General features: G+C 48.8%; 26 protein-coding genes. 20 read left to right on the top strand and 6 right to left on the bottom strand.

Going from position 1 to position 19,144, the window contains the following annotated elements; translation table 11 throughout:
* Window positions 1–41: 41 nt before the first annotated feature.
* Together fghA and DK507_RS17810 are read left to right on the top strand one after the other, a co-directional pair.
* The gene (gene fghA, locus DK507_RS06145; RefSeq protein WP_109355478.1) at window positions 42–881 is read left to right on the top strand and encodes an S-formylglutathione hydrolase; all 840 of its coding nucleotides are present in this window, start codon (window positions 42–44) and stop codon (window positions 879–881) included.
* A gap of 160 nt (window positions 882–1,041) precedes the next feature.
* The gene (locus tag DK507_RS17810; protein ID WP_162558919.1) at window positions 1,042–1,221 is read left to right on the top strand and encodes a hypothetical protein; all 180 of its coding nucleotides are present in this window, start codon (window positions 1,042–1,044) and stop codon (window positions 1,219–1,221) included.
* Window positions 1,222–1,371: 150 nt separating this feature from the next.
* On the opposite strand, the gene DK507_RS06155 is transcribed toward DK507_RS17810, so the two are convergent.
* Window positions 1,372–1,851 carry a winged helix-turn-helix transcriptional regulator gene (locus tag DK507_RS06155; RefSeq protein WP_367889547.1) on the bottom strand — a complete coding sequence of 160 codons (480 nt, stop codon included), beginning with the start codon at window positions 1,849–1,851 and terminating at the stop codon, window positions 1,372–1,374.
* A gap of 63 nt (window positions 1,852–1,914) precedes the next feature.
* On the opposite strand from DK507_RS06155, the gene DK507_RS06160 reads away from it, so the two are divergent.
* The 4 genes from DK507_RS06160 to DK507_RS06175 all read left to right on the top strand — a co-directional run bounded on the left by DK507_RS06160 (window position 1,915) and on the right by DK507_RS06175 (window position 5,189).
* Entirely contained in the window at window positions 1,915–3,225 is a 1,311-nt protein-coding gene (locus DK507_RS06160; protein ID WP_109355481.1) for an NAD(P)/FAD-dependent oxidoreductase, read from the top strand.
* 28 nt (window positions 3,226–3,253) lie between these two features.
* On the top strand, window positions 3,254–3,943 hold the full coding sequence (locus DK507_RS06165; protein ID WP_109355482.1) for an HD domain-containing protein: 690 nt from the start codon (window positions 3,254–3,256) through the stop codon (window positions 3,941–3,943).
* A gap of 69 nt (window positions 3,944–4,012) precedes the next feature.
* Window positions 4,013–4,408 (top strand): hypothetical protein, encoded by a 396-nt coding sequence (locus DK507_RS06170; RefSeq protein WP_162558920.1) that lies wholly within the window; start codon window positions 4,013–4,015, stop codon window positions 4,406–4,408.
* A gap of 154 nt (window positions 4,409–4,562) precedes the next feature.
* Complete coding sequence (locus tag DK507_RS06175) at window positions 4,563–5,189, top strand: glutathione S-transferase family protein (protein WP_109355484.1); 627 nt, start codon at window positions 4,563–4,565, stop codon at window positions 5,187–5,189.
* 65 nt (window positions 5,190–5,254) lie between these two features.
* Here DK507_RS06175 and DK507_RS06180 read toward each other — a convergent pair whose 3' ends face one another.
* Window positions 5,255–5,704, bottom strand: coding sequence for a helix-turn-helix domain-containing protein (locus DK507_RS06180; protein ID WP_216822342.1), 450 nt, complete (start codon window positions 5,702–5,704; stop codon window positions 5,255–5,257).
* Between the two features lie 132 nt (window positions 5,705–5,836).
* On the opposite strand from DK507_RS06180, the gene DK507_RS17815 reads away from it, so the two are divergent.
* The 3 genes from DK507_RS17815 to DK507_RS06190 are packed head-to-tail and all read left to right on the top strand — an operon-like array spanning window position 5,837 to window position 6,877.
* Window positions 5,837–5,983: a hypothetical protein gene (locus DK507_RS17815; RefSeq protein ID WP_162558921.1), complete on the top strand. Its 147-nt coding sequence runs from the start codon at window positions 5,837–5,839 to the stop codon at window positions 5,981–5,983.
* Window positions 5,984–6,004: 21 nt separating this feature from the next.
* The gene (locus DK507_RS06185) at window positions 6,005–6,451 is read left to right on the top strand and encodes a tautomerase family protein (RefSeq protein ID WP_109355485.1); all 447 of its coding nucleotides are present in this window, start codon (window positions 6,005–6,007) and stop codon (window positions 6,449–6,451) included.
* 21 nt (window positions 6,452–6,472) lie between these two features.
* Entirely contained in the window at window positions 6,473–6,877 is a 405-nt protein-coding gene (locus DK507_RS06190; RefSeq protein ID WP_109355486.1) for a hypothetical protein, read from the top strand.
* Window positions 6,878–7,327: 450 nt separating this feature from the next.
* On the opposite strand, the gene DK507_RS06195 is transcribed toward DK507_RS06190, so the two are convergent.
* Entirely contained in the window at window positions 7,328–7,603 is a 276-nt protein-coding gene (locus DK507_RS06195) for a helix-turn-helix domain-containing protein (protein ID WP_109355487.1), read from the bottom strand.
* A 106-nt stretch (window positions 7,604–7,709) separates the two neighbouring features.
* Between DK507_RS06195 and DK507_RS06200 the strand changes: the two genes are divergently transcribed.
* From DK507_RS06200 to DK507_RS06215, 4 genes are all read left to right on the top strand, one after another.
* Window positions 7,710–9,008, top strand: coding sequence for an NAD(P)/FAD-dependent oxidoreductase (locus DK507_RS06200; protein ID WP_109355488.1), 1,299 nt, complete (start codon window positions 7,710–7,712; stop codon window positions 9,006–9,008).
* Window positions 9,009–9,037: 29 nt separating this feature from the next.
* Window positions 9,038–9,745, top strand: a complete 708-nt coding sequence (locus DK507_RS06205) for an HD domain-containing protein (protein WP_109355489.1) — start codon at window positions 9,038–9,040, stop codon at window positions 9,743–9,745.
* 57 nt (window positions 9,746–9,802) lie between these two features.
* Complete coding sequence (locus DK507_RS06210) at window positions 9,803–10,189, top strand: hypothetical protein (protein WP_109355490.1); 387 nt, start codon at window positions 9,803–9,805, stop codon at window positions 10,187–10,189.
* Window positions 10,190–10,617: 428 nt separating this feature from the next.
* On the top strand, window positions 10,618–11,706 hold the full coding sequence (locus DK507_RS06215; RefSeq protein WP_109355491.1) for a glutathione S-transferase family protein: 1,089 nt from the start codon (window positions 10,618–10,620) through the stop codon (window positions 11,704–11,706).
* A 301-nt stretch (window positions 11,707–12,007) separates the two neighbouring features.
* Here DK507_RS06215 and DK507_RS06220 read toward each other — a convergent pair whose 3' ends face one another.
* Window positions 12,008–12,517: a LuxR C-terminal-related transcriptional regulator gene (locus DK507_RS06220; RefSeq protein ID WP_109355492.1), complete on the bottom strand. Its 510-nt coding sequence runs from the start codon at window positions 12,515–12,517 to the stop codon at window positions 12,008–12,010.
* A 49-nt stretch (window positions 12,518–12,566) separates the two neighbouring features.
* Here DK507_RS06220 and DK507_RS06225 point away from each other — a divergent pair, with 49 nt between their 5' ends.
* The 4 genes from DK507_RS06225 to DK507_RS06240 all read left to right on the top strand — a co-directional run bounded on the left by DK507_RS06225 (window position 12,567) and on the right by DK507_RS06240 (window position 15,458).
* The gene (locus DK507_RS06225) at window positions 12,567–13,817 is read left to right on the top strand and encodes a glycosyltransferase (protein WP_162558922.1); all 1,251 of its coding nucleotides are present in this window, start codon (window positions 12,567–12,569) and stop codon (window positions 13,815–13,817) included.
* Window positions 13,818–14,068: 251 nt separating this feature from the next.
* Window positions 14,069–14,632 (top strand): class I SAM-dependent methyltransferase, encoded by a 564-nt coding sequence (locus DK507_RS06230; protein WP_109355494.1) that lies wholly within the window; start codon window positions 14,069–14,071, stop codon window positions 14,630–14,632.
* A 166-nt stretch (window positions 14,633–14,798) separates the two neighbouring features.
* Window positions 14,799–15,236 (top strand): hypothetical protein, encoded by a 438-nt coding sequence (locus DK507_RS06235; RefSeq protein ID WP_109355495.1) that lies wholly within the window; start codon window positions 14,799–14,801, stop codon window positions 15,234–15,236.
* 24 nt (window positions 15,237–15,260) lie between these two features.
* Window positions 15,261–15,458, top strand: a complete 198-nt coding sequence (locus tag DK507_RS06240; protein ID WP_109355496.1) for a helix-turn-helix transcriptional regulator — start codon at window positions 15,261–15,263, stop codon at window positions 15,456–15,458.
* Between the two features lie 276 nt (window positions 15,459–15,734).
* Here DK507_RS06240 and DK507_RS06245 read toward each other — a convergent pair whose 3' ends face one another.
* Window positions 15,735–16,223, bottom strand: a complete 489-nt coding sequence (locus DK507_RS06245; RefSeq protein ID WP_109355497.1) for an SRPBCC family protein — start codon at window positions 16,221–16,223, stop codon at window positions 15,735–15,737.
* 168 nt (window positions 16,224–16,391) lie between these two features.
* Here DK507_RS06245 and DK507_RS18215 point away from each other — a divergent pair, with 168 nt between their 5' ends.
* On the top strand, window positions 16,392–16,628 hold the full coding sequence (locus DK507_RS18215; RefSeq protein ID WP_367889551.1) for a hypothetical protein: 237 nt from the start codon (window positions 16,392–16,394) through the stop codon (window positions 16,626–16,628).
* A 290-nt stretch (window positions 16,629–16,918) separates the two neighbouring features.
* Here DK507_RS18215 and DK507_RS06255 read toward each other — a convergent pair whose 3' ends face one another.
* Window positions 16,919–17,875, bottom strand: coding sequence for a PLP-dependent cysteine synthase family protein (locus DK507_RS06255; protein WP_109355499.1), 957 nt, complete (start codon window positions 17,873–17,875; stop codon window positions 16,919–16,921).
* Between the two features lie 95 nt (window positions 17,876–17,970).
* Between DK507_RS06255 and DK507_RS06260 the strand changes: the two genes are divergently transcribed.
* Both DK507_RS06260 and DK507_RS06265 read left to right on the top strand, forming a co-directional pair.
* Complete coding sequence (locus tag DK507_RS06260; RefSeq protein WP_109355500.1) at window positions 17,971–18,384, top strand: helix-turn-helix domain-containing protein; 414 nt, start codon at window positions 17,971–17,973, stop codon at window positions 18,382–18,384.
* Between the two features lie 496 nt (window positions 18,385–18,880).
* Window positions 18,881–19,144, top strand: a 264-nt coding sequence (locus DK507_RS06265) for a transposase (RefSeq protein ID WP_162558923.1), incomplete at its 3' end; no start/stop codon positions are given.

Consider the following 19,144-nt stretch of genomic DNA (forward strand, 5'->3'; position numbering starts at 1 on the left):
CCAATCGCGGCGCGATCATATGAGCCAAAGAAAGATGTGGGATGAAACTGGAGAATACGAGGGCTCACAAGAGTTTTGGTGGCTGGACAAAGCATTATATACACCGCTCGAACGTGCTGAACTGCGACATGAAATTTGCGATTTATTTGCCTCCCCGAACTGCAAACGATCAAAAGGTGCCTGTACTATATTGGCTTTCAGGCCTGACCTGTACCGATGAGAACTTCATGCAGAAGGCTGGCGCACAGCGCATCGCCGCCGAGCTTGGTATTGCAATTGTCGCACCGGACACCAGCCCGCGCGGCTCAGATGTCCCTGATGATGATGGGTATGAGCTTGGCCAAGGAGCTGGCTTTTACGTCAATGCGACGCAGGCTCCCTGGAACCGTCACTACCATATGTACGATTATCTGTTGGATGAACTGCCCCAGTTAATCGAAGCGACTTTCCCAGTCAGTGACAAACGATCAATCTTTGGTCACTCGATGGGCGGTCATGGCGCATTGGTTCTCTCCCTGCGTAATCCCGATCATTTCAAATCTGTCTCAGCTTTTAGCCCCATCAGCAATCCAACAAACTGTCCTTGGGGTCAAAAGGCATTCACAGCATATCTTGGCGACGACACCGCCAAGTGGGCCGAATATGATGCGGTTCTATTGATGGATGGTGCGACCGACTTTACACCTATGCTCGTCGATCAAGGCGGAACTGATGAGTTTTTGAAAGAGCAACTGAAACCTGAAGCCCTTGAAGAAGCAGCGTTAGCCAGCGGTTATACCTTAGAACTTAATCGCCGCGAGGGTTATGATCATAGCTACTATTTTATCGCTAGCTTTATGGAAGATCATTTGCTGTTTCATGCTCGGTATTTGAACACATAGCGCACGTCTGTATTTTGGCTGTACCAGTAAACTCTGCGCAATTTTGGCGCTTTTAAGGGCTAACAATGAATGGCATCACTTTGATGGACTGCCGCTTGGAGCTGTTGTGTTTCTCAGCCTCGTCCACGTACTTGCCGATATGTTGCGATGAAAATGCCATATGCTGCAAAAGTACTGGCTGTCTTTCACTGATGCTATTTCGTTCAGCTATGTCTTTCTTGGTCTCCTTCCCAAGATCGTATTGGGCACGCGCTCCTTTCCGGACACTCTTGGCAGCGTGGCAGACATCCTGCAGCACAGTCCTTTTCAACCGTTGTTGATCGGTCTTGAAGTGTTCTAGTGCCAAAGGCCCTGACCACGGACAAATCGTTCAAGAGTAGGCATTCTACATTAGGTCCAAACCTTGCTGATTTTTCATACTGGTAGTTACCGGTGAAAGTGAACCATTCAGTTGAATGGCGTACTGCTCTGCTAAAAATAGTATATGCCGTCATGAACGGGGGGTAGGAACAATCGTGGCTCTACTAAGAGCAATCTCGTTGCCGCTCTCATCAACCAAAGCCACCTTCAGCAGTTTTCCAGTTTCTTTGTCCCTGATCTGGATAGGTGTTTCTTCTTCAAGCGCGTATTTCTCGCCCCATTGAGAGAGTGCCAAGAGCGTCAGCGCCAAGTCATTGCCCATGGGAGTGAGAACGTAGGCGTTGCGAGCCCGGCTCCCTGGCTCCTGATATGGCCGCTTCTCCATGAGCCCGTGTGCCACCAACTTGGCTAATCGGTCGGTAAGCATCGATCGCGGTGCGCCCAAATCAGCGCGCATATCATCATATCGCCGAACTCCGTAAAATGCTTCGCGCAAAATTAGCATGGTCCACTTGTCGCCTAAAAGTTCGGCGGATTGGGCCATCGGACACAATTCTTTTGGAACAGCGGCGCGTCGGCGGACAGAATTTTTTGAGGTTGAGTTTGACATTCGGTATCAGGTAGCGCATATGAGGCTGAATTCAAAATACGGTATCAGCTAGGTAGAGATGTAATGAAAACCAGTCAATCAAACCCTCACGTCGTCATCATCGGCGCTGGCCCAGCCGGGCTAGCGACAGCAAAGGCCATGCTGGACGCGGGGTTCACTGTCAGCGTCTTTGAGAAAAACAACGATGTGGGAGGGATATGGAATCCCGCAGCAGAAAATTCGCCAATGTATAATTCGGCGCATTTCATAGCGTCGATCGGTCTATGGACGTCGCACTTCGAAGGGTTCCCATTCCCACCCGGTACGCCGCATTACCCAAGCAATTTACAAGTATTTAACTATCTGAAATCATTCGCCGAAGCTGAAAATCTATATAAGTATATCGAGTTCGATACGCAGGTCACTAATATTTCACCGATCGGCCAGAACCGCTGGCAAATCGAAGCATCAAGCAGAACTTTTGAAGCAGATGTTGTGATTGTATGCAGCGGCACCCTTTGGACGCCCGTCACACCGCATTTTCCCGGCGAGTTTGACGGCTCGGTGCGACACGCACAAACTTACAAGGATCCTTCTGAGTTCGAAGGCAAAAATGTCCTAATCGTCGGGTGCGGCAATTCCGGTGTAGATATTGCTTGTGATGCCGCGCGTACTGCAAAGAGCACATATTTGAGTATGCGCAGGGGCTATTGGTTCTTTCCAAAATTTGTCATGGGACAGCCACTGAGCGAGTTTTTCGCAAGCGACGAAGACAAGCCGGAATGGATGGCAGGGCTCGATTTTCCTAAATTGCTCGAGCTCGTCGCTGGCGATCCAAGTAAGTTCGGATTGCCGCGTCCGGACCATGCGCCTTTGGCGAGTCACCCGATTATGAATTCCGAGATTTTGCACCATTTTGGTCATGGGCGAATCTCACCACGTGGCGAGATCGAAAAATTGGACGGTCGCAAGGTTCTCTTCGAATCAGGTGAAGTCGACCAAATTGATGAGATTATTTGTGCGACAGGGTATCAGACAGACTTGCCTTTCCTCGCCGATAACCTGGTCGAGATGAATGGCGGTACTCGTCCTGATTTGCTGATGACAGCTTTTCACCCGAGCGCCGCGAACCTCTATTTCAACGGTATGATCGAAACCAATGGCGGGGTATTTGGATTGTTTTCGAAACTCGCAAACTTGCTTGCGTCGATAATCGCCGCCCGCGCCGAGGGTCGCCTGAGTGACGCGGAATTGTCGCGTATGGTGACAGAGGCTGACGCGATTTCCAAAACACCAGGCAAAATCCAATCTGCGAGACATGTCGGATATGTAGATACAGCGCTCTTGGTCAAAGCCATGATGAATTTTCAATCGCAGTTGCACCCGAAAGCGTGACACCAAATCAAATTGAAAGGAATAGAAAATGACGCGATCGCAATCCAAGGCTGTTCTTTTTTCGGCCATCGCCGCACTAGGCTTGGTTGGATGCGCAAATTCTTACGCTCTCCCGTTAGATCGGGAAGTAGCTAAAGAAGTGCAGTTTCCAAGCACGCCTGCGACTCAGCTCGCCGAAGATTTGCTGAATTCATATAGCGGTGAGGTCATGGTCGGGCATGTGAAGCGCTCCTATCTTTTTGCCAAGGCATTTGCAGAGAAAGAACAATCTACATTCGATGAAGAACTCGTATACATTGCCTTACTCTTGCACGATCTCGGGCTTGAAGATCCATATGACAAAGGCGGGGATTTTGAGCAAAATGGTGCTCAAGGGGCCTATGATATGTTGTCGCAAGTAGGGCGCATTGAACTCGCCGACGATGTCAAAAATGCAATTAATTTACATACTGACCCCGCCACGGCACAACATCAAAGATATGAATATGCACTCGTTGCCAGAGGTGCGCTGGCCGATGTGGTTGGTGCGGGGCTGGATCAGCTTCCTCCTGAAAAGGTTTCCGAGATCGTAAGTCGATATCCACGAGCTGGGACCAAAGAATTGTTGATTGCGATGCTTGAACGCCAAGCCAGGTTCAAACCCGATTCTCGCATCGGTCAAACCTACTCACAAGTGCCGGTGAGCGACTTGATCAGACGGTCACCATTTGAAGACTAGGGGGCTGGAATGTCAAACATAATTCTAAAGCTGCCACGTGACTGTTTTTCAAAACAGCAAATCGATCAAATGGCCAGTAAAATTACCGATGCCGCAAACGCTGCGGAAGGTAATCTTGATGACCCCAAAAACCATCTGCCAAGCTGGTTGTTTGTTGAAGATATCGACGCTCAGCACTTGTATATAGACGGCAAGCCTGTTTACCCGAATGTTCTCCCCATCGTTGTGATGCTCTTCCAACCTGAAGGCGCGCTGGATATCCAGCGTCAAACGCAACAAGCAGAACGCATTGATCGAGACATTCGATCTGTGATCGGTCCCGTTGCAGACCAAGTTCAGATTTCTTGTATCATGCTGGACGTCCCGGGTGATCACTGCGGTGGAAGCGGTGCAATTTGGCGTTTGCCGCAAATTGCGGCGATTGCCGGGTTTCAACACCTGACTCATTTGGTGAAGGCCGCATGAGTCTGGAACGTAAATCAAGCAAACAATCTACTCCAAGCCGTTTCTCTCAATTCTTTAAGGGCGTGGAAATAGAAGTGCTGACCGAGAATGTAAGATTGTCGGCAGCGATTGAAGCGCTGTCAAAGCGCGTTAGAATTCTGGAGGTTCTATAGAAATGATCACTCTTTTTGGTGCTGTGTCACCGAATGTACAAAAGGTCGCTATTCTTCTCTCGGAGTTGGGGTTGGAGTATGAGATCAAGTTGATTGACCTAGAACGGGGCGAGCAGAGTAAGGCGCCGTTTCTGCGACAATCGCCAAACGGCCGTGTACCAATGATCGAAGATTCTGCAACCGGAGCTAGCATATGGGAGTCCGGTGCAATATTGCAGTATCTTTGCGAGACCTATGATACGGCTGGACGATTACTGCCATTGAGCGGACATGTTCGATTTGAGGTGCTACAATATGTGTTCTTCCAGGCCGCAAATATCGGACCAGCTCTTGGCCATCTCAACGCACAATTGTCCGCTGATGCAGATGCACGGGTGCCGGCAATGCGCGACAAGTTTCTGCAAGAAGCCATTCGTTTAATGGGAGTGCTGGAGCGGCTGTTAGAGGGCGGCAATCACTATCTTGCAGGCGAATACTCGATTGCTGACATCATGCATTATCCCTGGCTAAAGCCGGCTTTCGATATGGGGTTTTCAGCGGTAACCGAGAGCGTTGCGTTGTCGACGTGGTTGAACAGAATTGAAAGTCGCCCGGCGATCAAAGAAGGGATGCAAGCTTTTGCTATGTAAGATAGACCTGCCGAGGGGATCGATAGGCTCTCTCAGAGTGTTGTCAGGCGAACCCGGAGCACTTGTCAATTGTCCGACGTTAGCCCAATCTCAATATCATCACTGTTGATTCTCGCCCCATCACCGTTGACAATTTCCAACTGCACCGGCCGTCCGGTTGAGCGTTCGACAATGTCATGGCGCCTGCCTGGTGGAAGAGAGCGGTTTCCCCATTGAAGCAGCGCGAGCATCACAATGCCTAGCTCGCGCCCACGGGCGGTCAGTACATAGGCCAAGCGTTTTCGATCATTGTGTTCTTGATAGAGTTGTCTCTTCATTACTCCTATGGCCACCAATTTTTGTAGTCGATCAGTGAGGACTGAACGCGAAATCCCTAAGTCCTCGCGAATGTCGTCATAGCGTGTTACGCCATAGAAGGCTTCCCGCAATATGAGCAACATCCAGCGGTCTCCGACCAAATTGGCAGCGACAGCCATCCCGCAATCATCGACACTCACAGGCGCTCTGCGTTTCATGGAATCAATATCTGAGTTTGACATAGATACTCAGATATACTATCTCTTCCTGAGTCGCAAATAAAGACTCAGGAAGAGATAGTGGAATTATGGCTAAAGTGATTAACGAACGTTCGAAACGAGCCAGCGATCATGCGCATTGGGAAATTGATCCTTGCCGCTGACAAACTCTCACAAACCTCAGGAAAACTGCGAACAAGCCGGCGCGTAGGCTATGTGGATTTCGGCAAGCTGATGGCCGCCTTTGATCATATGGAAGCTGCAAAGGCGGCAGCATGAAACGTAGAAAGGAAGTATCAATTGCCCAACATAATCGTGAAGATACCAAAAGGCTCATTGTCTCCATCCCAACTTGATGATGTCGTTGCTGGAATTACCGAAGCAGCGCGTAAGGCAGAGGGCATTCCAGACACTCCAGAAAAACGTGCACTGATATGGGTCATGGTCGATGAATTGGAACCAGGCCGTATATATGCTGGCGGCAAGCAAGCTCAACCAGCGGTAATTCCTGTTGTAGTGCAGATTTACCCTCCTGAGGGCGTGCTTGATCAATCACGTCGTGAGGGTCTGGCCAGTGACATTGCTGATGTTGTGCGAGCCAGCTTCGGCGAAGATGTCAATAAGCTAATGGTGTCTTGCATGATGCTTGATGTTCCCGACGCCACGTGGGGAATAAACGGTCAACTATGGAGTTTACCTCACTTTGCTAGGGCGGCGGGTTACCAGCACCTCCAAAGCATCACCTAATTTGTATAGAAAGGCAAAACTATGTCACGATTAACTCTTTTGCTCGTTTTTAAGATTATCTTCTCGCTGGGGACACTTGTGCTGCCCTTCCTCATTTTACCGGCGGATCGGGTCGCTGACATGCTCGGTACCGAACCGATGCCCTTGCTCTACAAGCTTTATGGGGTTGGCATATCTGCGATTCTGGTAGGATACGCCTCGGCTATTCCGGCCGCGCAAAGAGGGGAGCTACCAAGCGGCATTCTTCTGATGGGCCTGGTGTCGAATGCAGGCGGAGCCTTGACCCTTTTTGCTTTCCAGGTTGAGGGTGTCGCGGCAATTCTTGGTGGTGTGTTTGCAGGTATCGCGTTTGCTTTGCTCACGGCGCTGCTTGCACCGCAGGTCATGCTTCGTTCACTGACCGGACGGGATATGGGATCAGTGTAAAAGCGTCTGACAGCTACATTCATCGCCGAGATTTGCGAGCAGCCCCATCTCGGCGATGATGCCGACTGAACCTGCAACAAGATCAGGCCAGCTAGCCGAAGCTATTTATAGAGTTCAGTCAATTCTAAAAAGCTGATTGAATGAGCTGGTACGGAAAGAAGAAGCCTTCAGAAAGGCTCAGCGTCTTTTTGCAGCGAATTGAAATGTTGACTTTGGTTGAATGTGTTAGAAAAGCGGACTTCGGCATCAGGCCCAACGATGATCGTTCCCGAGAATAGATTACCTTAGTTCACGGATCCCGCTCACCGCTCAGGATGTACATGTATCTCTATGTCAGCGGCCGCGACCTCTGTACCACAGGCGATTATGAGGCCGTCATGTTCGTTGCTACCGGTCTCGCGTTCAACCGGTTCGTGTTGCTGACCGGATGAGAGGTCGCAGTTTCCTCACTTATAACACCGCAAGCACGATGGTGCCGAGTTCGCGACCACGAGGTGTCAAAACGCAGGCAAGGCGTTCCCAATTTTTTTCCTCGCGGTAGTGATGCTTAGCCATGACTCCGTTTGCTACCAATCTCTGCAAGCGCTCAGTCAGAGCAGGGCGTGGAATGCCAATATCGGCATGGATGTCGTCGTAACGCGTAACGCCATAGAAAGCATCACAAGATGAAGAGCATCGAGCGATCTTCGATGAGATCAGCTGCAGCCGCCATTCCCCGATCGTCAATGTCGACGGGCGTCCGCCGCTTCAGGGAATTGAAATCTGAGTTTGACATTGAAACTCAGATAAGTCATTTATACCTGAGTCGTAAATTAGGACTTAGGATGGATTGATGAAGAAGATACGAGTTGGGGTCATTGGTGCAGGACCAGCAGGTCTTGCAACGGCGCGTGCGTTGAGAGACGAGGGCCATGATGTGTGCGTGTTTGAGCGCAATGACAAGGTTGGCGGCATTTGGGATATCGATGCCTTCGGGACGCCAATGTACAATTCTGCGCATTTTATCTCGTCAAAAGGAAGATGGACTTCTCACTTTGCGGGTCATCCGTTTGCGGATGATACACCCGAATATCCAAGCCATGCCCAAGTACACTCATATCTGAAAACTTTTGCCGAAACCGAAGGCCTTATTTCTTTAACCCGATTTAACTGCAGAGTTGACCGCTGCACACAAATTGAAGGCGGCGGGTGGCGTGTTGAAGGGACCGACTTCGATGAAGATTTTGATGCCATAGTAGTATGTAGCGGAACATTGTGGGAAGCCGTTATGCCCAAGATTGAAGGAAAATTTTCTGGATCAATCCGCCACAGTCAGACTTACAAAGATCCAGAAGAGTTTCGGGACAAGAACGTCTTAATAATTGGGGCCGGAAATTCAGGTGTCGATATTGCCTGTGATGCCGCTCGCGTCGCAAACAGTGCATATTTGAGCGTCCGTCGAGGATATTGGTTTCTGCCAAAATTTGTAATGGGCCGTCCGATTGATGCATTTTTCGCCGATGGTGCAGAGATGCCAGAATGGATATCGCCTCCCGATTTTAGCGCATTTGTTGCCATGGTGGCGGGCAATCCAAAACAGTTTGGGTTGCCTGAGCCGGATCATGCGCCGTTAGCCAGCCATCCGATTATGAACAACGAAATTCTTCAACATATGGGTCACGGTCGCATCAAAGCACGCGGCGATGTTGTGAAATTTGAGGGTAAAAATGTTCAATTTGAATCTGGTGAAATTGATCAAGTAGATGAGATTATATGTGCAACGGGATACCGAGCAGGTGTTGATTTTCTGCCGGATGGCTTGCTGGATTTTCAAGGTGGCACGCGTCCTGATCTGAAGATGTGCGCATTCCATCCCAGCGCAGAGAACATCTATTTCAATGGAATGATTGAAACAAACGGAGGCGTTTTCGGGCTTTTTGATCGGTTTGCAAAGTCACTCGCTAGCCTCATTAACAAAAAGGCTAACGGGACGCTCAGTAGCGACAACTATACCAAGTTAATCTTGGAAGCGGACGCCAAAGCGAAAACAACGGGGAAGATCAATTCTTCGAGGCATTTTGGATATGTCGACACCGCAAATTTTCTGTCCGCACTCGATTACCTCGACAGTCAACTCCACTTACCAAACTAATTTGTCGAAATTTTGAAAGGATCTAACTTATGCTTTTCCAAAAAAACCAGATCGTATTGCTGGGTGTCAGTATAGTAATTGCTTTGACTCCGGCCCATGCAATTCAAGCCTCTCCCAAGCAGGATGAAGCACTGATTGCAATACAAACAGAAATCGCTGCCCAAATTCCTCGGACCGAGGCGACTTTGGCTGCAGAATCGTTGCTCGAAGCCTTTAGCGGGGATGTAATGGTGGCACATGCAAAACGTTCATATCTGTTCGCTGCAGCATTTGCGGAGCGAGAGGGTCGAAAATTTGATCAAGAGGTCGTCTATATTGCTTCACTTCTGCATGATCTGGGCCTTGAAGACCCTTTCGATGGTCAGGGTGATTTTGAAACAAATGGAGCGGCCGCTGCACGCAGTTTCCTTATCGAGAAAGGTTTTGATGCGATTTCTAGAGACGTAGAACAGGCAATCGATTTGCATACTAATCCAGCGACACTAAATCACGCGCGCTATGAATATGCTTTGGTTGCACGTGGCGCATTGGCGGATGTTGTTGGAGCCGGCCTTGATACAATCGATCCGGCGAAAATTGCTAAAATCGTTCGGGCTTACCCAAGAGCAGGTACCAAGTCGCTGTTGATTGCGATGCTGGAACGTCAAGCGGCAGCAAAGCCCGATTCCAGAATCGCCAAAACGTACAAAAGGCTCCCGGTTAGCGATCTGATCCGCAAGGCTCCTTTCTCGGAGTAAGAATTATAGTGTCTTATCTTCGTTTCAACCAATCAGATACTATCCAAAGGATCGAAAATGACTCCATTGACGCTCATACTGGTTTTGAAGGTCTCTGTAACAATGCTGACAATAGTAGTTCCGTTTCTCTTTTTCTCTAGGGGAAAAATTGATGTGTTGTTGGGCATGAGATCTGAATCATCGACGCTCTATCGCCTTTATGGGGTGGGGATACTCGCTTTGCTGGTGGCCTATGCAGGGGGCATTTATCAAATTGCTCAAGGGGACCTGCCGGTTGGAGTAATCGCAATGGGACTGGTTTCAAATTTCGGGGGTACGGCGACGTTAATTCTAACAGGCGGCTTCAAGCGAAACAAATTCCACACCTTCTTTTTCGGATTTATCGCGCTTTGCTTAGCGTTTGTTGCCTTGAATCCAGAGGTATCGATTGTGCCTATATACTAATGTCATTTCTTGCGCCCAGTGCAGTCGAAACTAGATAGATCGAGAACGGCCCGGAAAATCGATGTCACTTTTCTACGGACAGAGCGGCATTCCTTTGGGGGTAGTAGAAGGGTAGCGTAGAATGGGTTGTTGCAGAGAGAAGCTAATCTTAGATGCGTGATTTGAAACGGCTCAAATCGGGCCGATAGCGAACAGCCTGCTCTAGGTAGTTCAAGACCGGAAAGCTGACAGAATGTTCAAATGGATAAGTAACCTATCCCGGGGTGGAATCGTGTCCTGTCAAACTCATGCCAATCCATAGACTTATGAATAGAAAAACTTATGTCATTAGACGTTATAAAGAAAACATGAGATCAGCTGCTACCAAGATATTGCTGACATCGGACGACCGCATTTGAAACGGGTGCTCGTTGCAGGAGATCATTGAAATGACAATCATCCTCTATGGATCCAAAACTTCCTTCTATACCGGCAAGGTCCGGGCTTATCTGGACTGGAAAAAGATCGAATATGAAGAAGTCCTTGCAACTGCCGAAATCCATCGGGACATTATCGTTCCTATCGTAGGACGATCCGTTATACCGATTGTGAAGACTGAAGCTGGCGACATTCTTCAGGATAGCAGTTGTATAATTGATTATTTTGAATCGAAAAACGGCGGCCCATCCGTCTTTCCCGAAGGTCCCCGCCAGTTAATGGTTGCACTGTTACTCGAGCTGTTCGGCGACGAATGGCTGACCATTCCTGCTATGCACTATCGTTGGCACTATAATGAGCATTGGGCCTATCGCGAATTTGGTGCAACCGCTTCCCCTGATGCGAACCCAGAAGAACAATATGAGCTTGGAAAAAAGCGTGGAGAATTGTTCAAGGGATTTTGTTCAATCCTTGGAATCAACGAACTAACAATACCGGCAATAGAGAAAAGTTATGAGGCGCTGCTTGCTGAACTTGACGCGCATTTTTCCGCCTATGATTATCTGCTTGGATCTCGCCCATCAATCGGAGATTATGGGTTGATTGGCGCTTTCTATGCGCACTTATACCGTGATCCTGCTTCCGGTAAAATCATGAATCGGCTTGCCCCTTGCGTTGTCAGATGGGTGGAGAGAATGTTGGATGCCAAGGCTGCCCCGCCTGGCTCATTTCTTCCCGATGACGAAGTTCCTGCTACGCTAGTACCGATTCTTGAACGCTTGATGGCAGAGCTAATGCCTTGGCTTCAGGAAACGGCGGAAATTTTCGAGACTTGGGCAAGCGAAAACCCAGATGCGGAAATACCGCGTTTGGTCGGTATAGCCAACTATACTATCGAGGGCGTTTCTGGACAGCGCGCTGCATCACCTTTTAGCCTTTGGATGCTCCAGCGCCCGCAAGCGCATTATGAGCAACTGGATCAGCTTCAAAGGAAATCAGTTGATCAAATGTTGGACAGGATCGGTGGTATTGATGCATATCGCTACTTCCGGGCTGGTCCAAAATTGATATTCGAAGATTACAAGATCAAACTGGCTTGAACCAGAAAAAAGCCACTGAGCTCAAGGACTAACTCTCAATGAAAGGAAGAATCTGACCATGAATAAATATCTTTCGATTTTTCCATGCCTGCTTTGGCGTATATCTCTTACGTGCCATCCATCTTTCCTTTCTCAAGATAAATAGCCGTAACCCTAACTGCCAAACCGGACACAAGAGCAGCCCAGTAAATCACAAGCGATTGGAACGCTGTTCTTTCATTTTTTGGTGTGGGTTCGGATTCCTGCGAATCCTGATTGCGGCAATATTTGATAAAGGCAGTCATCCCTACTGATGAAGTAACTAGAGCAGTTCTTCAATAAATAGTGCGATCAACATGGACTGATTTGTAACTCCCGCTTTCAAATAAATCTGACTGAGCTGCGAGCGTACTGTGCCAGCAGCCACATCACGCATTTCTGCAATTTCGGATACGCTGCATCCTTTTATAGCAAATAGAGCTACTTCCGCTTCTCCCGCTGACAATTGCCACTCTTGAAAACGCAGATTGGCAATATCAGCAAGTGCCCCCCTTGCAACAGCTAGCGCATCGTCTCGCTTCCGAGCCTCGGCCATCAATCTGCGCGTATGGCGAGCACCTATAATCACACCAGCAAATAGTATCACTGCCACAATGCATTCCACGACATCTTCGAACGTCGTGGTTCCATTTTCGTCGGAGAGAATAAAATCATCAACGCCATCCACGACGAAGAAGATTGCAGCAATGGCTTGCAACGCTACAATAGCGATCGCAACGACCACCTCACGGCTTTGCAACGAAGGCTTCCTCACTTCGGTCTTTGGTTCCATCAGAGTTCATAGCACTCCTGCTTATTGGCTAGTGTTTGAGCTCCTGCTTATGGCGAAAAAATGTCGCTCAGAATACCCCCTTTCCAGCAATGATTGTCAAAAAACGCTGAAAATCGGTCGTATTCTCGCGCAGTTTTCAATCGTTGTTCCCTCAGAAAGTCCAATGCACGGCGCCAGGAATCTAGTTTATATGAAAACCAAGAAGATCGTGTTCACATTGCATATGCTCGGGCAAGCAGGCACCGAGCGGGTCGCGTGCATCCTCGCCAGTGGTTTCGCAAAGGCTGGATATGATACCACGATGATAATATTCAGCGACAACGGTGGGGCTGCGAAAGCGATGTCCGAGTTGTTAGACAAGCGGGTTAACAAAATTGTTCTGGGCCAAGGCTCCGGCTCGAGATCCAAGGACCTTATACGATTTCTGCCAAAATGTAGCGCCTGCTTGAAGCAAATACGGCCTGATTTTGTGATGTCGACAGGAAATCATATGAACTTGATAACTGCGATTGCCACTCAGCGGTCGGGAATTGAAACAAAGCTCATACTGAAGGCAACTAATCCGATAATTCACAAGCAACATCGAGGTATAAAAGGCGCAGCCCGGAAGTTAGGGTATCATCTTGCTTTCCATCGTGCCGATATGGTTCTCACTCTAAGCGATGCTGAACGCAAACAGCTGCTTTTGTCCTTCCCGAGAATAGAGGATAAAGTCCGAAAAGCGATAAACCCTTATGTGACACCCGCAATGCTACAAGCATCAAACTATGTGCCATCTTCTGTGGAAACCAAAATTGTTCTCGGCGTAGGCAGGTTTCAAAAACAGAAAAGATTTGATCGGTTAATCCGGGCCTTTGCTTTGGTGAAAGACTCCGCTGCGAAATTGGTGATTCTGGGAGATGGCACAGAGAGGCCCGCGTGCGTGGAATTGATCGAAGAACTGGGCATCGCTCATAGAGTCTTTTTACCGGGCTTTGTAACTGACGTTGCTAGCTGGTATAAGCGGGCGAGCGTTTTTGTTCTATCATCTGACTACGAAGGACTTCCAGCCGTTATATTGGAGGCATTGGCTGGCAATTGCCCCGTTTTGTCCACCGATTGCTTTCCTGCGGTTCACGATATTCTGGAGCCGTTGGATCACTGTAAGATTATCGCTCCTCCTTCCCCTGAAAACATAGCGGAACATATTGATACCATCCTCGGCAAACAGACAGTTGGGAATCTGGCACATGCTGCCAATGAATATTCTATTGAGAGTGGCATAGCCAGTCATATTAAATCTGTAGCGTCCTTTGGTTAGCTCAAGTGCAGACATTAGCGCGCCAAAAGCATTAGTCGCCGCGCGCCTGAATGAGTCACATACTTTCCATAGTCATGACTTTTTCATTATGCTGGTCGAACAACAGTACCATGTTGTGTTTCTAATCACTGGCGGAGCACCGGCATCCGCTTCGTTATTGTTGGCTTAGCGTTTCTCTGGACCGCGCTTCTCAGTTACCTATTCCACTATAACTCGTATTCAATTTACAATTGCTCGACTATCAATGAAGTATGAGCGACGCAGCAAAACAAATTATCGACTTGTATCGGCGGCACGCCCTGCCATGGGTGGAGCGAAGAGGAACAGAGTTAAAGGAACGGAAGTGGGTTGACCGGCTTATCCAGCTTCTGCCTGCTCAACCATCTATCCTGGATGCCGGCTCTGGTTCTGGAAGCCCGATCGGTTGTTACTTGATTGCAAAAGGCTGTGCGCTTACCGGGGTCGATACATCGCTTGAGTTGATCGACATCGCAAGGCAAAGAGGACCTGGCGGGCAATGGGTTGTTGATGATATGCGAGTTCTTCAACTGGATCATACGTTTAACGGTATCCTGGCCTGGAACAGCATATTCCACCTGACGCCCGAAGAACAGCGACAAATGTTTTCTGTCTTCGCAAAACACGCCGCACCTTCGGCAGTGTTAGTGTTCACGAGCGGGCCACAACATAGTGTAGAAATTGGTGAGTTCGAAGGCGGAGCTCTGTATCACGCGAGTCTGGATGCAACCGAGTATTGCTCGTTGCTAGAGAAGCATGGTTTTAGGCTTCTCGATCACGTAGTAGAAGATCCATAATGCGGCCTCAGCACTGTTTGGATAGCAAAACGCACGGATGACCATTGAGTCGGATTTGCGCACCTGCGACATTGGAGTATCACGCGACCATCATATAAAGAAGATGCAGGCTGCGCGCAGCAGGGCTTGACAATCACACAGGATAGTGCAAAGTAAGCTTATCTAAATGAAAAGGAGATTTGTCATTTTTGTAGCTCTAAAATCGCCTATCGCGGCGTATATTGCTATTGCTCTAGGCGTCGCCTACATCTGGATTTTCGCCCCTCCCTTCCTCATAACCGCAACTTTTGTAGGTCTTTGCATCATGTGGTCTGCCTGGACATTCATTTCAGTTTTTCGGGGGACCGATGAGTTGAATTCGGCAGGCGCAAGATATGCCCTTGCCATCGCCAGTAGCATCGGTGTTCCTTTATCCATCGCGTTTGTCATGCTGATGATCGCCGTACCACTCATTCAAGACACAATTGAAAGTACGGCGGCCTTAGGGAAAAGCGGTTTGTCCCCAACCACCATTGGCTTCGGCCTTGGTGTAGTTTTTACCACGACCCTACAATGCGTTGGTTGTGCCATTGGCTATACATTGTGGTGGAGATCTAAACGGTAATCGGCGCAGCTAGTCGAGGCGGAAATGAAGAACAACATTCGCGTTCTGCGGGCTGAGAAGCGTTGGACTCAAGCAGATCTTGGGAAAATGCTCGGCGTGTCGAGAAACTCTGTCAATGCTATCGAGAACGGGAAATACGATCCGTCACTGCCACTGGCCTTTCGGATTGCCCGGGTCTTCAAAAAAACGATCGAAGAGATCTTTGATGATCAGCAGGATTGACAAGTTGTCCAACAAACAATGATCCAGTGATCAGCGGAGAAACATTTCTCAGCAGCATACATCACTGAGCTTTGTAAGTTTGAATTGTCGCCTGCCCTTGGGGTATTTGGAACAGGGGTGAAAATTTTATGGATATCTGATGAAATAACGAAAGTCACATCACGTCTTACCAAGATGTCGTCCAAGTGCAGAACTCGATATGTTAGTTGCGGCAGGTCGCCGAATACGGTATTTTCCTGAGGGCTTTTAGCTCTTCAACTGAAACACAATGAGGCCTTAACACGTTGATGGGACCCGAGGGAGGTTCCGATGCTTACCTTGATATGGCTTTCCCGTTTCCACACGATACGCCAAAGCGGCGAGAGAACGCGGGCCCATGGATTGCATCAAAAGTTTCATCAAAGGTTCAAGCAAACGTCCAAACCTGCCGCCTTTCAATTCAATCTCGGCTTTGCTGGTTAGTAGAGTTTTTCCGGCTACCTCCTGCAACGACCAGTGATTGGTTGCTCGCTTCATGAACGGCATTCCAACAGCTTCATACTTGAATGACCTGCCGACTTCCCACTCGACCCACTTTTCTTTGATGGACAGTCCATTGTTCAACTCACAAACACGTGAAGCGCCGACGCCGCTGGCCTGTCCGCCTACACAATGTGCAACTTCGATTGCTTCCACCCAACTGCTAACGCCCTCCAGATCAGAAAGAACGATCCAGACCTCCTCTGCAGGAGCCACAATACACGCTGTGTTTATGAGTGTTATCATGATTTGAACTTCTTCACTGAGATCCAGTTTCTAGTTTTGACAGATAGTACTAGTGTATACTATGGAAAGTCAGCAATCTAGTGCTCAACTTTCCAGTAAATGCGCGTGCCAATTGTGTTAGCCTATGGCGGCGGTAGTCCCTGGTTTCAGATGACCAACTTTACGATCATGATAGTGAGCATGTCTATCATCATGACCTATTACACATTCAAATCGAATAGCGTCTGGCCTGCTGTGATTTTTCACGGGGCTCACAATGTTTATGTACAAAAAATCTTTACTCCAATTAGCACAAAGACCGAGGATACATGGTTTTGGATTGATGAATACGGGATCTTGGTGCCTGCGACGGTGGCCGTCTTGGCGATATTCTACTGGAGACGAGCCAAACGGGAAGGCTTATAGGCTCGGTTTTGGCATTCTACTTCGTGATTTGTGCCATTTTGGAGAAACGCGCCATCATCAGAGTATTGTCAGACAAAACGATCCTGATTAAATACCCGCGCTAACTGGGCGGAGCATCCACCCTCATCAATCTAGATCCGCCGTATCGAAGTTTTGGGGCATATGCGTGAAAAACCTGCTTCCCCTTTTTGCCAATGTCTTGATCAATGGATCTCTCCCGATCTTCCATCGCCGAGAACAATAACTTTTCCGATAGATTACATCTGCCACACCTTTGTGCTTGATGACGTCTAAATCACAGGGCTTGTTCCCTGTTCCGTATAGACGGGCGTCGACAGATACTTGACGCCGCTATCACACATGATTGTCACAATGGTCGCGTTTGGCCCCAGTTTCTTTCCCAACTCAATCGCAACGGCGACGTTTCCGCCAGTCGATGTTCCTGCGAAAATCCCTTCGCTTGCCGCGAGCTTGCGCGCCATTTGCATAGCGTCCTGCGTTGATACGGTGGCAATGTCATCGACGGTAGAAGGATCCCATAGGGGGACGACAAAACCCGCGCCGGTGCCTTCGATCTTATGTGCACCTGTCTTCCCCACAGAGAGCACCGGAGATTCCGCTGGCTCAACCGCTACACAATGAATGTGGGGGTTGTGTTCATGAAGGGTTTCAGAATTACCGCGGCAACACGCGGCAGTGCCCGTCATGGCAACAAAAGCATCCAATTCACCAGATGTCTGCGCCCATATTTCATTACCCATTTCGTGATAGGCTATAATCTGGTCCTTGTTGGCCAACTGGTCAGTCCAGAATCCACCTGTTTTCTCTGCTAGCTCCTGGGCAGCCTCAATCATGTTGTGTGTCAGGGCTTCGTCCATCCTGCCCTCATCGGATGGCACGATGGTCAGCTTTGCTCCGAAAGCAGACATATGCCGACGTTTTTCGATGCTAAAGGCATCTGAGGTGACAATGTCGAGGCTGTATCCTTTTGCCGCGCAGATCATTGCAAGAGAAACACCAGTGCTGCCGCCTGTATACTCGATAATATGACCACCTTTGGTCAACCTGCCATCGGCCTCCGCCGCCTCAATCATAGCGAGTGCCATCCGATCTTTCATGCTGCCTGTCGGGTTTTCAGATTCGATCTTCAAGAGAATCCGGGCACAGCCCTCAGGCGCTACGCCTCTTAGTTCAACAAGCGGAGTTTTCCCTATGCGGTCGAGGATAGATTTATGTGTATGAAGCATGGTTGAGGCGCCTCATCGGTTAGTTACTTGCAATGTTGAAGTAACTCATATCGAAGAGACTTTCAAAATGCAAGTGACAGTGATATGCAAGCTCTATGGCGACACCGGAAAACCGAGATGCAGAAACACACGATCAGACACTCCCGGAAGTTTTAGTATTCAGATCGCGTTGTTCCATTGCGCGCAGCCTTGAGTTGATAGGGGACAAGTGGACTTTGCTGATAATCAGGGATCTGATGTGGCATGATAAGAATACGTTCCAGGCTCTCCTGAGAAACGAAGAGCGTATTCCAACAAATATCCTAGCGAGCCGTTTGAAGAAGCTCGTCGCCCTGGGTCTTGTCGAAAAAGCTGCATATCAGGAGCGCCCGACCCGATACCGGTACTCGCTCAGTGACGCTGGAAAATCTCTGGAGCTGGTCTTACAGGCTATGATGGATTGGGGGCATCAGAAACTATCTGGCGGGTTTTACGACCCAAAGGCCGCTGAGAATAGAAAGCGACGCTAATCAGGCTATTTAGTGTGATTGCCTGAACACACGCAAATCCGAGCGGTTCAGGAAGGCGCCTCTTCGAAACTAAGGACGTTCGGTGGCACAGTGTTATTCCTTGCCTGGCAAATACATAGAATATGCTTGTTAACAGTATCAGAAGGCTAAGTTTGCATAGCCCAACCAGAGTATTTGATGGTGAATTCATTACCATGATTGTCGCGGCGGTGACACTGTTCGTGCTGTTAGCAATGAAGAAATAAATGAGCTTCGATGGAAAGAGTGTAGTCTGAAGGGAGTTGTAGCAAAGCCAACTTTGGAGAACTGCTTGCTAAAAAAACATGATCTGAGATGGGGGGAAGACGAATGAGCTATCCTGCCACAGAGAAGCTTGATGATCTCTAGGGCCAGATACTGGAAAGTGTCATTGTTCCCCGTCAGCATTCGATAGACAGATTGCGGTTCATTAACATGTGAGTGTTTTGGTATCATCGTAGTGACGTAAGGAACGAAGATGAGATCAAAACAGAAAAATTCCAAGGCGCCCGCTGACCAGGTGGTGAAGGATATTCGCCGTGCTACCCGCAAGCAATATAGCGCAGAAGAGAAGATAAGGATCGTACTGGAGGGTTTGCGCGGTGACGATACGATAGCCGAGCTATGTCGCCGAGAAGGCATTGCCCAAGGCGTCTATTACAAATGGTCGAAGGACTTCATGGAGGCTGGCAAGAAGCGTCTTGCAGGTGACACAGCGCGTGCTGCCAACAATGAAGAAGTG

Origin of the sequence: Sphingorhabdus sp. EL138 (assembly GCF_900258045.1) — a bacterium.
Taxonomy (GTDB): Bacteria; Pseudomonadota; Alphaproteobacteria; order Sphingomonadales; family Sphingomonadaceae; genus Parasphingorhabdus.

What these genes read in the sequence shown, in the direction of transcription:
- fghA (WP_109355478.1), top strand. Translation starts at nt 42, where the DNA reads ATGAAACTGGAGAATACGAGGGCTCACAAGAGTTTTGGTGGCTGGACA.
- DK507_RS18215 (WP_367889551.1), top strand. Translation starts at nt 16,392, where the DNA reads ATGATAGTGAGCATGTCTATCATCATGACCTATTACACATTCAAATCG.
- DK507_RS06170 (WP_162558920.1), top strand. Translation starts at nt 4,013, where the DNA reads ATGGCCAGTAAAATTACCGATGCCGCAAACGCTGCGGAAGGTAATCTT.
- DK507_RS06235 (WP_109355495.1), top strand. Translation starts at nt 14,799, where the DNA reads ATGAAAAGGAGATTTGTCATTTTTGTAGCTCTAAAATCGCCTATCGCG.
- DK507_RS06240 (WP_109355496.1), top strand. Translation starts at nt 15,261, where the DNA reads ATGAAGAACAACATTCGCGTTCTGCGGGCTGAGAAGCGTTGGACTCAA.
- DK507_RS17815 (WP_162558921.1), top strand. Translation starts at nt 5,837, where the DNA reads ATGCGCATTGGGAAATTGATCCTTGCCGCTGACAAACTCTCACAAACC.
- DK507_RS06190 (WP_109355486.1), top strand. Translation starts at nt 6,473, where the DNA reads ATGTCACGATTAACTCTTTTGCTCGTTTTTAAGATTATCTTCTCGCTG.
- DK507_RS06165 (WP_109355482.1), top strand. Translation starts at nt 3,254, where the DNA reads ATGACGCGATCGCAATCCAAGGCTGTTCTTTTTTCGGCCATCGCCGCA.
- DK507_RS06180 (WP_216822342.1), bottom strand. Translation starts at nt 5,704, where the DNA reads ATGAAACGCAGAGCGCCTGTGAGTGTCGATGATTGCGGGATGGCTGTC.
- DK507_RS06210 (WP_109355490.1), top strand. Translation starts at nt 9,803, where the DNA reads ATGACTCCATTGACGCTCATACTGGTTTTGAAGGTCTCTGTAACAATG.
- DK507_RS06200 (WP_109355488.1), top strand. Translation starts at nt 7,710, where the DNA reads ATGAAGAAGATACGAGTTGGGGTCATTGGTGCAGGACCAGCAGGTCTT.
- DK507_RS06255 (WP_109355499.1), bottom strand. Translation starts at nt 17,875, where the DNA reads ATGCTTCATACACATAAATCTATCCTCGACCGCATAGGGAAAACTCCG.
- DK507_RS06205 (WP_109355489.1), top strand. Translation starts at nt 9,038, where the DNA reads ATGCTTTTCCAAAAAAACCAGATCGTATTGCTGGGTGTCAGTATAGTA.
- DK507_RS06155 (WP_367889547.1), bottom strand. Translation starts at nt 1,851, where the DNA reads ATGTCAAACTCAACCTCAAAAAATTCTGTCCGCCGACGCGCCGCTGTT.
- DK507_RS06160 (WP_109355481.1), top strand. Translation starts at nt 1,915, where the DNA reads ATGAAAACCAGTCAATCAAACCCTCACGTCGTCATCATCGGCGCTGGC.
- DK507_RS06175 (WP_109355484.1), top strand. Translation starts at nt 4,563, where the DNA reads ATGATCACTCTTTTTGGTGCTGTGTCACCGAATGTACAAAAGGTCGCT.
- DK507_RS06230 (WP_109355494.1), top strand. Translation starts at nt 14,069, where the DNA reads ATGAGCGACGCAGCAAAACAAATTATCGACTTGTATCGGCGGCACGCC.
- DK507_RS06220 (WP_109355492.1), bottom strand. Translation starts at nt 12,517, where the DNA reads ATGGAACCAAAGACCGAAGTGAGGAAGCCTTCGTTGCAAAGCCGTGAG.
- DK507_RS06260 (WP_109355500.1), top strand. Translation starts at nt 17,971, where the DNA reads ATGGCGACACCGGAAAACCGAGATGCAGAAACACACGATCAGACACTC.
- DK507_RS06245 (WP_109355497.1), bottom strand. Translation starts at nt 16,223, where the DNA reads ATGATAACACTCATAAACACAGCGTGTATTGTGGCTCCTGCAGAGGAG.
- DK507_RS17810 (WP_162558919.1), top strand. Translation starts at nt 1,042, where the DNA reads ATGCTGCAAAAGTACTGGCTGTCTTTCACTGATGCTATTTCGTTCAGC.
- DK507_RS06215 (WP_109355491.1), top strand. Translation starts at nt 10,618, where the DNA reads ATGACAATCATCCTCTATGGATCCAAAACTTCCTTCTATACCGGCAAG.
- DK507_RS06225 (WP_162558922.1), top strand. Translation starts at nt 12,567, where the DNA reads ATGGCGAAAAAATGTCGCTCAGAATACCCCCTTTCCAGCAATGATTGT.